Origin of the sequence: Archangium sp. (assembly GCF_045802675.1) — a bacterium.
Taxonomy (GTDB): Bacteria; Myxococcota; Myxococcia; order Myxococcales; family Myxococcaceae; genus Archangium.
On sequence record NZ_JBJMQO010000047.1, the window covers coordinates 113,214 to 125,870 of the forward strand.

8 protein-coding genes are annotated in these 12,657 nt (G+C 71.2%); 5 read left to right on the top strand and 3 right to left on the bottom strand.

The features are described from left to right. Positions 1-9: 9 nt before the first annotated feature. The 4 genes from ACJ8AN_RS14740 to ACJ8AN_RS14755 all read left to right on the top strand — a co-directional run bounded on the left by ACJ8AN_RS14740 (position 10) and on the right by ACJ8AN_RS14755 (position 6,225). On the top strand, positions 10-609 hold the full coding sequence (locus ACJ8AN_RS14740; protein ID WP_407755976.1) for a head protein: 600 nt from the start codon (positions 10-12) through the stop codon (positions 607-609). 35 nt (positions 610-644) lie between these two features. Then, the gene (locus tag ACJ8AN_RS14745) at positions 645-2,402 is read left to right on the top strand and encodes a M14 family zinc carboxypeptidase (protein ID WP_407755977.1); all 1,758 of its coding nucleotides are present in this window, start codon (positions 645-647) and stop codon (positions 2,400-2,402) included. Between the two features lie 69 nt (positions 2,403-2,471). Next, positions 2,472-5,810: an ATP-binding protein gene (locus ACJ8AN_RS14750; RefSeq protein WP_407755978.1), complete on the top strand. Its 3,339-nt coding sequence runs from the start codon at positions 2,472-2,474 to the stop codon at positions 5,808-5,810. Positions 5,811-5,835: 25 nt separating this feature from the next. Further along, the gene (locus ACJ8AN_RS14755; RefSeq protein ID WP_407755979.1) at positions 5,836-6,225 is read left to right on the top strand and encodes a DUF2914 domain-containing protein; all 390 of its coding nucleotides are present in this window, start codon (positions 5,836-5,838) and stop codon (positions 6,223-6,225) included. Between the two features lie 85 nt (positions 6,226-6,310). On the opposite strand, the gene ACJ8AN_RS14760 is transcribed toward ACJ8AN_RS14755, so the two are convergent. The 3 genes from ACJ8AN_RS14760 to cglD all read right to left on the bottom strand — a co-directional run bounded on the left by ACJ8AN_RS14760 (position 6,311) and on the right by cglD (position 11,562). After that, a complete protein-coding gene (locus ACJ8AN_RS14760) occupies positions 6,311-7,309 on the bottom strand; it encodes a c-type cytochrome (RefSeq protein WP_407755980.1) in 999 nt (332 codons plus the stop codon). 45 nt (positions 7,310-7,354) lie between these two features. Beyond that, positions 7,355-8,107 (bottom strand): YceI family protein, encoded by a 753-nt coding sequence (locus tag ACJ8AN_RS14765; protein WP_407755981.1) that lies wholly within the window; start codon positions 8,105-8,107, stop codon positions 7,355-7,357. A gap of 128 nt (positions 8,108-8,235) precedes the next feature. Beyond that, positions 8,236-11,562, bottom strand: a complete 3,327-nt coding sequence (cglD, locus tag ACJ8AN_RS14770) for an adventurous gliding motility lipoprotein CglD (RefSeq protein ID WP_407755982.1) — start codon at positions 11,560-11,562, stop codon at positions 8,236-8,238. 282 nt (positions 11,563-11,844) lie between these two features. Here cglD and ACJ8AN_RS14775 point away from each other — a divergent pair, with 282 nt between their 5' ends. Next, positions 11,845-12,657: a TIGR02266 family protein gene (locus tag ACJ8AN_RS14775; RefSeq protein ID WP_407755983.1), complete on the top strand. Its 813-nt coding sequence runs from the start codon at positions 11,845-11,847 to the stop codon at positions 12,655-12,657.

The following is a 12,657-nucleotide window of genomic DNA, read 5'->3' on the forward strand; positions in this document are numbered from 1 at the left end:
GGTTCCGCCATGAACATCGACGAGCTCTTCCTCAAAGTGCAGGGCCTTCTCGGCCGGACGATCAACAACACTCCCTCCTCGGAAGAGAAGGAGCTTTTCAGGATCGCCGCCGCGGCGCTCATGTACATCTCGGAGACCGGCAGGAGCCATTCGTTCGAGGACTATCTCCAGTTCGGCAAGGAGGACCCGCCCTACGCGGTGGCTTCATTCCAGACACGCGAGGAAGCGGACACCTGGCTCGCGAAGCACCCCGAGCCACCCCATGGCACCCACGTGCTGATCGCGGACGAATACCACCTCGTCGCGCATCGCAGGCAGCCGGACATCCGCAGCCTCGTGAAGCTCCCCGCCATCGAGCCCTATCTCGCGGACCTCGCACGCCGCATCCCCACGGCCCCGGTCGCCTCGTTCAACACTCGCGAGGAGGCGAATGCATGGCTCCAAAACCAGCCCGAGCCGCCACGGAATGTCTTCATCCTGATCGCGGGCAAGCACCACGTCGCCATCTACCACCGCCTCATCGACCACCGTGCCCTCTACCCCCTGCCTCCGGCGCAGGAGCCAGAGCAAAACCCGGGCACGGAGGGCTCCACCCCTCGTCAGGGTTGAGCCAGGGCGGTGGGTGTGCTCAGTAGCGGGGAGCCATGCTCCTGCCCGCCCTCCTCGCCCTGACGCTCCACCAGGCCCCCCTCTCCACCGTCTCCGAGCAGAGCGGTTGGACCCGCACCGGCCGCTACGCCGAGGTGCAGTCCCTCTGCGCCGCCTTCCCCAAGCGCTACCCCGGCAAGGTGCGCTGCGACTCCTTCGGCACCACCCCCGAGGGCCGCCCCCTGCTCGCCCTCGTCGCCAGCGCCGATGGCACCCTCTCGCCCGCCGCCGCCGCCAAGAAGGACCGCCCCGTCGTCTTCTTCCAGGGCGGCATCCACGCCGGTGAAATCGATGGCAAGGACGCCGGCTTCTGGCTCCTGCGCGACCTGCTCGACGGCAAGGCCCTCCCGGGCGTCCTCAAGCAGGTGACGGCCGTCTTCGTCCCCGTCTTCAACGTGGACGGCCACGAGAGCTTCGGCCCCAACAACCGCCCCAACCAGGTGGGCCCCGAGGAGATGGGCTGGCGCGTCACCGGCCAGAACCTCAACCTCAACCGCGACTACGTGAAGGCCGATGCCCCCGAGATGGTCGCGCTCCTCACGTTCCTCAACACGTGGGACCCCCTCTTCTACGTGGACCTGCACGTCACCGACGGCGCCAAATTCGAGCACGACGTGAGCGTGCAGCTCGAGCCCCAGCGCGTGGGCCCCGAGCCCATGCAGGCACTCGGCACGAAGCTGCGCGAGGAGCTCTTCACCGGCCTGGAGTCCCAGGGCCACCTGCCCCTCGCCTTCTACCCCTCCTTCCGCGAGAACGATGACCCCGCCTCGGGGGTGAGCTACGGCGTGTCGCCCCCGCGCTTCAGCCACCAGTACTGGGCCGCCCACCGGCGCTGGGGCATGCTCGTGGAGACGCACTCGTGGAAGCCCTACGCCCACCGCGTGGCCACCACCCGCCACGTGCTCGAGGGCCTGCTGCGGCTCGTCGCCCGCGACGGACAGGCCCTCCAGGCCGCGCGCAAGGCCGCCGACGCCGAGGCCGAGTCCGGCAAGGTGCGCGACGTGGTGCTCCTCTGGGACAACACCCCGAAGCACCACCCCATCGCCTTCCGCGGCTACGCCTACGAGCGCACCCCCTCCGAGCTCACCACCCAGTCCTGGATTCGCTACGACGACTCCAAGCCCCAGGTGTGGACCATTCCCTACTACGACGAGCTGCGCCCGGCCCTCACCGCCTCGCTGCCCACGGGCGGCTACCTCGTGCCCCCGGCCCACGCGGCGTGGGTGGCCGAGAAGCTCACCGCGCACGGGCTGCGCTTCCAGCGGCTCGGCCAGGAGGTGGCCTCGGCCCCGGTGCAGGTGTTCCGCGCCACCGAGGCGAAGTTCCGCCCCGTCTCCTTCGAGGGCCGCCAGGGGCTCTCCGTGAAGGGCGAGTGGAAGCAGGAGTCCCAGCGCCTGCCCGCCGGCACGCTCTATGTCCCCGCCGCCCAGAAGGCCGCGCCGCTGCTGGCCCACCTGCTCGAGCCGCTCGGGCCGGACTCGCTGCTCGCCTGGGGCTTCTTCAACAACCACTTCGAGCAGAAGGAGTACGTCGAGGACTACGTGCTGGAGCCCTTCGCCCGCGAGCTGCTCGCCCACAACCCCGCCGTGAAGGCCGAGTGGGAGGAGAAATTGAAGGACAAGGACTTCGCCTCCAACCCCCGCGCCCGCCTGCGCTTCTTCTACGAGCGCCACCCCGCCCACGACGCCCGCCTCGACCTCTACCCCGTCTTCCGCACCGACTCGGCCCCCGCCGGCCTCCAGTCCGTGCGCTAGCGGCCTCCTCACTCCGCGTGGGTTGAAGCGGACTCCTCGTCCCACCTAACGTAGGGCGCCGAGAAGATGATGAGGAACGAACGCGAGCTGCTCGCTCGGGCCATAGAGGTGCTGGAGTCCCAGCGCCCCACGCTGGGCGACGAGGCCACCGCGGCCGCGCTCGGGGCCCTGCGCTCACGGCTCGCGGTCCTCGCCTCCCGCCCCCTGGAGCGCCGCCACGTCACCGTCCTCTTCGGCGACCTGTGCGGCTTCACCTCCATGAGCGAGCGGATGGACCCCGAGGACGTCAGCGAGCTGATGAACCTCCTCTGGGAGCACGTCGACGCGGCCATCGTCAAACACGGCGGGCGCATCGACAAGCACATCGGCGATGCCGTCATGGCCATCTGGGGCGCCGACGGCTCGCAAGAGGACGACGCCGAGCAGGCCCTCCACGCCGCGCTCGACATCCACGCCCAGCTGGAGGCCTTCCAGTCCGGCGGCGCCGCCAAGGGGCTGCGCATGCGCATCGGCGTCCACACCGGCCCCGTGCTGCTGGGCGTGGTGGGCACGCTCGGCGAGCTCACGGTGATGGGCGACACCGTCAACACCGCCAGCCGCCTGGAGCAGGCCGCGCCCGAGGGCGGCATCCTCATCTCCCACGGCACCTGGCGCCAGGTGAATGGCGCCTTCGAGGCCGAGCCGCTCGCGCCCCTCAAGCTCAAGGGCAAGCAGGAGCCGCTCCAGGTGTACCGGGTGACGGCGGCCCGGCCCCGCGCCTTCCGCCGCCAGGGCCGCGGCCTGGAGGGCATCTGGGCCCGGCTGGTGGGCCGCGAGGAGGAGTCGCTCCAGCTGCGCTCCGCCCTGTCCGCCGTCCTCTCCGGCGGCGGCAGCCAGCGCCTCACCCTCACGGGCGAGGCGGGCATCGGCAAGTCGCGCCTGCTCGGCGAATTCGAGACCTGGCTCGAGTCCATTCCCTCCCCGCCCCGCTGCCTGCGCGGCCGCGCCAGCCCGGAGATGCGCCGCCACCCCAACGCCCTGCTGCGCGACTTGTTCTCCTTCCACCTCCAGGTGCAGGAGAGCGACCAGCCCCGCGTGGTGCGCGCCCGGCTGGAGGAGAGCTTCCACGACGCGCTGGGCGCCCACGGCTCCAACCTCCACGCCCACCTGGCCGGCTCGCTCATCGGCTACGACTTCAGCGACAGCCCCCTGCTCAAGGGCACCTCCAGCGACGAGCAGAGCCTCCGGGCCCGCGGCCTCGCCTCGCTCAGCGAGTACTTCCGCGCCCTGCTCGCCCGAGAGCCCATGGTCCTCTTCCTCGAGGACATCCACTGGGCGGACGACAGCGCGCTGGACCTGCTCGAGCGCCTGCTGCAGACGCTGGCCCCGGAGCGGCTGCTCGTGCTGTGCACCGCGCGGCCCGAGTTCTTCGAGCGCCGGCCGGACTGGGCCCGCGTGCCCTTCCATACCCGGCTGGAGCTGCGGCCCCTCTCGCAAGAGGACAGCCACCGGCTCGTGGAGGAGCTGCTGCGCAAGGTGGAGAACATCCCCCCGGCCCTCCACGAGCTCGTCCTGTCGCGCGCCGAGGGCAACCCGTTCTACCTCGAGGAGCTCATCCAGATGCTGCTCGAGGAGGGCGTCATCCTCCCCGAGGGCGAGCGCTGGCGCGTGGAGCCGGGCCGGCTCACCACCCTCAAGGTGCCCCCGACGCTCAGCGGCGTGCTCCAGGCCCGGCTCGACAGCCTCCCCCCCCACGAGCGCGAGGTGCTGCAGCGCGCCTCCGTGGTGGGCCGCCTCTTCTGGGACGAGGCGCTCGCGTGGATGGAGGGCAACGGCAACCCGCCCCCACGGCTCCAGGAGGCCCTCGGCGCCCTGCAGGAGCGCGAGCTCATCTTCGAGCAGAGCAGCCCCGCCTTCGCCGGCACGCGCGAGTACATCTTCAAGCACGCCATTGTCCGCGAGGTGGCCTACGAGAGCGTCCTCAAGCGCGAGCGGCGCACCTTCCACGGGCGCGTGGCCCAGTGGCTGCTGGCGCGCGGCGGCGAGCGCTCCCGCGAGCACCTGGGGCTCATCGCCGACCACCTGGAGGCCAGCGGCCAGGGCGTGCGCGCGGCCATCTACCTGCGGCGCGCGGGCGAGGAGGCCCTCTCCCTCTTCGCCAACGCCGAGGCGCGCGCCTTCCTCGAGCGGGCGCTCGCCCTGGCCCCCGAGACGGACCCCGTGGAGCACTACGCCATCGTCGCGGCCCACGAGAAGGTCCACGCCGTCATGGGCGAGCGGCACGCGCAGCGCCAGGACCTCGACGTCATGGACGCCCTGGCCGAGCAGCTGGGCGACCCGTGGCGGCGGGTGGAGGCGGCCCTGCGCCGCGCCCTCTACGCCACGGAGGTGGGCGAGCTCGCGGCGGGCGAGGAGGCCGTGCGCAAGGCCATCCTCCTGGCCCAGGAGATTGGAGACGTGGGCAGCGAGGCGCTCGGCCACCTGCGCTGGGGACGGATGCTGCGCCACCACCAGGGGGACTTCGAGAACGCCCGCCACCACTTCGAGCGCAGCCTGTCGCTCGCCGAGACGGAGCGGCTGCCCCAGATTGAAGTGGAGAGCCTGCTCAACCTCAGCGCCGTCATCCACGAGACGGGGGACCTGGACGGCAGCCTCGCCTACGTGCAGCGGGTGCTGCCCTTCTGCCGGACGATGGGGGACCGGTGGCTGGAGTCCTCGGCCCAGCGGCACCTGGGCTACGTGCTCAAGAACCTGGGCGACCTGGCCGGAGCCCGGGCCGCGCTCGAGCAGACGCTCCAGTTCAGCCGCGTCATCGGCTACCGCTTCTGGGAGTGCTCGGACCTCTGCACCCTCGCGCTCATCCGCTTCCACCAGGGGGAGCTGCTCGCCGCGCTCGAGTTCGCCGAGCAGGCCCTGCGGCTCGCCCAGGAGATTGGCAGCACCCGCCACCAGGGCTATGCGTGGATGAGCCGGGGCCATGCGCTCGCCTCGCTGGGGCGCCTGCCCGAGGCCCGCGAGGCCTACCAGCACGCGCGCACGCTCCGCGCCCAGGCCCACATGCCCCACCTGGAGATGGAGTCCGTGGCGGGCCTGGCCTCCGTCGCGCTGGCCACCCGGGCCCTCCCCGAAGCGCTCGGGTACGCCGAGGAGCTGCTCGCCCACCTGGAGCGCGGCCCGCTGCTGGGCGTGGAGGAGCCCTTCTCCCTCTGGTTCATCTGCTACCGAGTCCTTCGTGCTCAAAAGGACTCGCGGGCGGAGGGCGTGCTGGAGACGGCCCAGCGGCAGCTGCGCGAGTGGGCGGAGCGCATCCGCGACGAGCGGCTGCGGCACCTGTTCCTGGCCATCCCCACGCACCACACGCTGCTGGCGGAGTGGCCCGGGAGCTCCCGGGAGGAAAGCTCGACGCGTCAGGGAGATGGACTAGCGTAGGTGTCCCTCACCGCGGAGGAACACCATGTCCAAGACTTCCTGGCTGAAGTACCTGCTGCCCGCCCTGCTGCTCACCACCACCGCCTTCGCCGCCGGCACGGCCGACGTGAAGGTCGGCACCGGCGTGGAGAAGTACGAAATCACCGGCGCCTCCGACAGCTTCACCGTCGCCCCGAATACCCGCATCTACGCCGCCACCAGGCTCACCGGCGTGGAGCCCGGCACCGTGAACGTCGTCTGGTCCAAGGACGGCAAGGAAGTGTCCAAGACGGAGCTGAAGGTGCCGCGCGCGGCGTACCGCACGCACGCCTACCGCACGTTCCGCGAGGGTGACTCCGGCGCCTGGACGGCGAAGATTGTCAGCCCGGACGGCACCGAGCTGGGCACCGCCAGCTTCCAGGTGACGGTGCAGTAACCCCCCCGTCCCCGGGGCGCGGCGCGGGTGTCTCTCCTGGGCCCTGTGCCAGGGGAGACACCCGTTTCGTTTCAGCGCGGCGGGCTCACGGAGGAGCCGGAGCCGCCACCCGGGGGGCCGCCCAGGACGTGATGGAGTTGTCCACCGGCGGCACCGTCTGGAGGTAGTCGTAGATGGCCCCCACGTCCTCCTCCGCCATCCCCGCGTAGGAGAGCCAGGCCATCACCGTGTTGAAGCGCGGCTCCACCTGACGCCGGGCCTCGGGCAGCGCGTGGCGCTTGAAGAGCCCGATGAAGACGTCGCGGCTGAGTCCCCCGAGCCCCGTCGCATGCGGGGTGAGGTTCGCGCTGCGCACCACCGCGCCATTCTCCAGGTCGAACTCCTGACCGCCGGCGAGCCACTTGCCGGGCTCGGGCTCATGCCGCTCGTTCTTGGGCGTGTGGCACTCCACGCAGCCGCCCACGGTGACGAGGTACTTGCCGTAGGCCACCGTGTCCGAGCGCGCGGGCGCGGCCACGGGCTGCTCCACGGGCTCGGGGAGGAAGCGCACCACGAGGTTGAGGGGGAACTCCAGCTGGGGCAGGGCGATGGGATTGCGGATGGCCGGAATCGTCCGCACATAGGCGACGACAGCCTCCACGTCCGCGTCGGACAGCTCCCGGTAGAGGCTGTAGGGCATGACGGGCATCAGCGCCCGGCCATCCCGGCTCACGCCCTCGCGGATGGCGCGGATGATTTCCCCATCCGTCCACCCGCCAATGCCCGTCTCGGCGTCGGGCGTGATGTTGGAGGCGCACATCGTCCCGGGGAAGCCCTGCTCGGGCCCCAGGCACATGCCGCCCCCGCCCAGGGTGCCGGGCTTGGGCGGCGTGCCGAAGACGGTCCTCTCCGCCTGCGAGTGGCAGTGGAAACAGACGGCGACGTTCTCCGCGAGGTAGCGGCCCCGCGCGAGCTTCTCGGGGGAGGCCTCCACCTTCTGGGTGGAAGCCGCGCGCACCCGGGGCCGCAGCAGCCCCACGAAGCCCGCCGCCCCCAGCGCCCCCACCAGCACCACGGCGAGAGCCGCCAAGAGAACCTTCTTCATCTCACGTCCTTGGGAAGAGGGGATGGCCCGTTATATCCGAGCGGCTTACTTCCCAGCCACCCGGGTCCCCCGCACGTCGATGACGAAGTAGAGCTCGTCCTTGTTCTTGAAGAGCCCGCCCACCATCGAAAACGGCTCGAAGCCGAAGTCCGAGTGGCGCGTGGTCAGCACCCCCCGCGCCGCTATCCGCTCCTCGTCCACCGCCACCTCCAGCGGCAGCCGCACCTCGTGCGTCACGCCGCGCAGCGTCATATCGCCCGTCACCTCCACCACCGGGTAGCCGCCCTCGCCCTTCTGGCCGGTGAGCGCGCACGCCTTCGAGGTGAACTCGATGGCCTCGTGGTGCTCGAAATCCAGCTGGTCCTCGCCGCGGAAGTGCTCGCGGATGGTGTCGCGATCACTCCGCGAGACGCGGTCCATGCCGGTGAGGTCGCGCATCTCGTCGCGCTCGGGGTCCAGCCCCTCCACGTCCACCGTCACCGACACCTCGCACACGTCCAGCGAGGCCGGGTCGAAGCGCATGGAGCCCCACCAGCTCGTGGCGCGCACCACGTGGTCATGCCCGAGCGAGGCGCTGAAAACCTGGACGAAGAGGTGGCTGTTATCCAGGTTTGGATCGAACGTGAAGGTGCGCGAGCCGGAGGGCAGGGTCTCCAGGCCGAGCGAGCCCACGGGGAAGTCGGAGCGCGCGGGGAAGGTGACGCGCTGACGGTCCTCGGCGGGGGTGGTGCCACAAGCGGAGAGGGAGACCGCGCCGAGCAGGGTCGCGGTCGCGAGGAGGGGGAAACGGCGCTGCATGGATGAAGACTCCGTGAGGGGGGGAGGGCCGGTGTCCCGGCGCGGGCGATTCTAGCAACAACCGGAAGCGCCCTCTCCCCCACCCCCGCCGGGTCCCTCTCCTGGCCCGGCGGGGCCTCGCGGCGGGCCTACTTCATGACCGCCTCACACGCACAGGTGCTCGCGTTGCACACCGTCCCGGCGCCGCAGGCACCTCCGCAGTCGGGCTGGCAGACGCAGGCACAGGCACTGGCATCCGCCTGGTAGCCAGGACCGCAGTGGAGCGCCGCCGTGTCACAGACGCAGCCGCACGCCGCCGGGTCGAACGTGAAGCCCGGAGCACAGGTAGCGGACGCCACGCACTGGCAGCCGCACGTGGACGCGTCGCACAGCTGGAAGCTGCCGCACGTGCCCCCGCAGTCCGCCGCGCAGGTGAAGTCGCACACGTCCTTGCCCGTGTCGCACACCTCGCCCGGCGAGCCGCCCCCGCCGCAGTCCGAGGGGCACTCGCACTGGTTCGTCTGCCGGTTGCACGTGAGGTGGCCCTTGCAGAAGTCCGGGTCGCTCGCGTCGTAGTAGCCCGAGTCCGTCGAGCACGGCGGCGCGTTGCCGTCCGGGTCCGGCGTGCGGTCGCTCCAGTAGCGGTAGGAGACGGCGGCCTTGGTGGTGCCCGCCGCGGACGGCCGGCATGCCCCGTAGAAGGACAGCGCCTGGCTGACACCGTCCACGTCGAAGCCATTGGTGCGGCTGCGCGGCAGGTCGCTCGCCGTGCAGCGCGAGGGGTCCTGCACCGACTCCACCGCCACCCGCACCGAGGCGCCGATGGGCGGCTTGAGCGTGCGGTAGCCCGTGGAGGCAATCACGCTGTCCACGATGGTCTTGAGGGTGGTGTCGATGGAGGTGGGGCTGCGGATGCTGCCCACGACGCCCCCGGTGGCCTGGATGACGTCCAGGTGGCGCGGGTCATTGACGGGCTCGCCCGGGTAGCACTCGCCGCCGGCCGCGTCGCAGATGATGCCGTGCATCTGGATGAGCTGGCCCAGGGGATTGGTCCCCTTGAAGTAGTCGATGTACGCGCCGACCGGCGTCGTGTCGCCCGTGTCGCGCACGTCCGTGAGGAGGATGACCACCAGCCGGGCCCCGGGGCGGTACTTCTTCGTCGAGGGCGCGCTGGCGCTGTTCATGTAATCCACCGCGGCGCGCGCACTGGCCAGGGTCATCTCGTCGCTGGAGCCGTTGATGTCGACCCAGCAGAACTGGCTGGGGTCCGGGCACGGGGCGTCCTTCTGCAGCCACGCCTTGAACTGGTTGATGTCGCGGGTGAAGCCGCGGAACACGCCAGCGCTGGGAATGCCGTAGCCCGTCTGTGTATAGGACGTCGTCACCATGGCGATGCGCCAGTCGAGCTGTGAGTTGCCCAGCCGGTCCGCCACCGCCGCGGCGGCGTTGCCGAGGGCCCCCTGGGACGTGGCCATGGAGCCGCTGTCGTCCACGACGAAGAGGAAGTCGGCCATGCCGTTGCCCGCGGTGAAGGTCTCGCACTGCACCGCGTCCGCGTCACCGAACTGGGCCAGCGCCGTGCCGCCCGCCGTGTCCCCCAGGACGAAGAGCCCCGGCTCCACGAAGCGCCCTTGCGGGGTGATGGCCAGCACCACCAGCACGCTCGAGTTGGAGCGGTGGACGTACTGCGCTTGCAGTTTGTACGGGCCCGTCACGGCCGCGCCACCCGAGAGCACCCCGGCGCCCGAGCCGACGAGCGCATTGGCCACCGCGTTGGTGTAGTCCCGCAGGTTGGTGGTGGCGCCCTGGTCGTAGAAGGCCTGCAGCGCGGGGAAACCATCCCAGGTGGTGAACGTCTGCGTGGTGCCCGCCGTCACCGACGGGGAGAACTGGCCACGCACGTACAGCTCGTCCCCCACCACCGTGGTGGAGGTGCCCGCCCGCGGGCGCTTGAAGGCGATGAAGGCCACCTTGTTCGTGTCGTCATAGCCGACGAAGCCCCGGCTCTTGCCGCCCACGACAAGCGGCTTCACCTCCTGGAAGGAGGGCCGGAGCGCCAGACGGAGGTCACCGCCGCCGTCCTCCTTGAAGGAGACCTGCCGCAGGTTCTGCGCCGCGCAGGCCTGGCCGGCGGGCGTGGTGCTGGCACCGTCCGCGCCGTTGCGCGGGTCGAGCTCGCCCGGGTCCTTCCGGCCGTTCTGGTTCGAGTCCTCCGCGCCATCGGCGATGCCATCTCCGTCGGAGTCGGCGTTGCGCGGGTCCGTGGTGGTACTGGGGTCCGCATCGCCGGGATAGCCGCAGGTGGTGAGGGGCGCCGAGCCCGCGGGAATGCCGCGCTCCACGCCATCGAGCAGGCCGTCTCCGTCCGTGTCGCGGTTGGCCGGGTCCGTCTCGCCCACGTCGCGCACGCCGTTGCCATTCGTGTCCTCGCCCTTGAAGGTGCCCTGGTCCGCACCGTCGAGCAGGCCATCGCAGTCCGAGTCCTTCACGCGCGGGTCCGTCTCACCGGAGTCCACCACCCCGTTGCGGTTGCGGTCCTCCACGCCGTCCTTCAGCCCGTCCCCGTCCGTGTCCGGGTTGCGCCAGTCCGTCTCGCTCCCGTCCTTCACGCCGTTGCGGTTCACGTCCTCGACCGGGTCCGGCACGCCATCGCCGTCCGTGTCCGACAGGCCGCTCGTGCCGCAGTCCGCGCCGTTGCGCGGATCCGTCTCGCCCGGGTCCTTCACTCCATTTCCATTGCGGTCCTCGGCACCATCCCGGCACGAGTCCCCATCCGTATCCGCGTTGAGCGGCTCGGTGTGCGTGACGTTCAGCTCGAGAGCGTCCGAGAGGCCGTCCCCATCCGTGTCCCGCTTGCGCCCGTCGGTCTCGCCCGGGTCCACCTGGCCGTTCTCGTTCGTGTCCTCCTCGCCATCCAGCAGGCCGTCACCATCCGAGTCCCGGTTGGCGGGGTCGGTCTCGCCCGGGTCCATCCGGCCATTGTGGTTGCGATCCTCGGTACCGTCCTTCAGCCCGTCGCCATCCGTGTCCGCGACGCCCGGATTCGTGCGGCTCGACGGGTCCGCGTCCGCGATGAACAGGCGCTTGCACTCGGCGTTCGCGTTGACGGTGGCGGTGCGGCCCGCCTCGACACCATCGCGCAGACCATCCCCGTCGGAGTCCCACCGGTCCGGATCCGTCCGCAGGCCACCGGGATGGACGTTGCCCCACTCCTCCGCGTCCGTCAGGCCGTCGCAGTCGGAGTCGAGCCTCGGGTTGTCGGGGCTGCTCGGACCCGGAGGCGCCGGAAAGGGGTCCTCCACGGGGGGCGGAGGCGGCGGCGGTACGGGAGGCTCGCCGCCGGTGTGCGGCTCCTCGGTCTGTCCACCGCCACCACTGATGGGCCCCGTATCAGGGCCCGCGGTGTCAGGACCACAACCCGTAACGAACGCGGCCACGAGCAACGCGGCCGCGAGGAATCGGGAATGGACTCTCATGTCTCCGCCTCGCGGAAGGGGGGGTAGAACTCGGCCGCGAAGCTGGGAACGCGCGCCCCCGTTGCCCAGGTGGGTGACTATGCGCTGGCCCGGACACCGCTCTGGAGCGCACGGAGCCCCTCCAGGGGGCTCCCCAGTCCTTGCGCTCGCCTGCTCGCGGGGCGTCCGGTGGCGGAAACTCACGATGGTTGACCCACCGGCACACGGGCTCGGCTATTGTCCGGCGACGTGCCTGTGTTCGGTCTCGCGGCGTTGTGGAATGGCTCAGCCCGTCCAGAGCGGGTGAGGGAGCTGGTGGAGGGGCTGGGGGCGTTGCTGCCCTCGCCGAAACCGCCAGGCATCGTCGTGGCCTTACGGGAAGCAGAAGCGACGCTCGAGCTGAAGGTGGAGGTGGCCAGCTACCCGCGCTCGGCGGTGGAGGCGCTGACCGAGGAGGTGCGGGAGAGCGGCGGCACCCTGGTGGAGCTGTGGCGCCTGCCCAAGCCGGACCGGGATGCGTTCCGCGCCCGCTCGCTCACCGGCCCGGACACCCACGAGATGGAGGACTTCGAGGCCGCCGCCATCGTGCTGCACGGGCACCTGCAGCAGCTCGCCATCCGCGAGCCCCTTCCGGAGGGGCCGCCCCTGGGGCCCACCACCGTCCCCATCGCCTTCTTCGACAATGCCGCCAACGCTCCGGCCGCCGCGCCGGCCACGGAGCCCGCGGCCCCCGAGGAGGCTCCGGAGGAGACGCCCCCCGAGGAGGGCACCGCGGCGTACGAGACGTTCGACACGCATCGCCGGGGACGCCGCTTCACGGTGAAGCTGGAGATGGAGTTCCGCACGGAGCTGGACTTCGTGCGCGAGCACGCGACGAACATCTCCAATGGGGGCCTCTTCGTGCGCACGGCGCACCGCCCGCCCGTGGACAGCGTGGTGACGGTCCAGGTGCGGCTGCCCAACGGCGGGCGCCTGCAGGGCGACGCACTGGTGGTGCACGTGGTGGACGACCCCTACAGGGGCGGCGTGGGGCTCGCCTTCCTCAACGACGACCCCACCTTCGCCGAGACGCTGGACCGCTACCTCGCGAGCCTCGCCAGCACGCCCGAGCGCTGA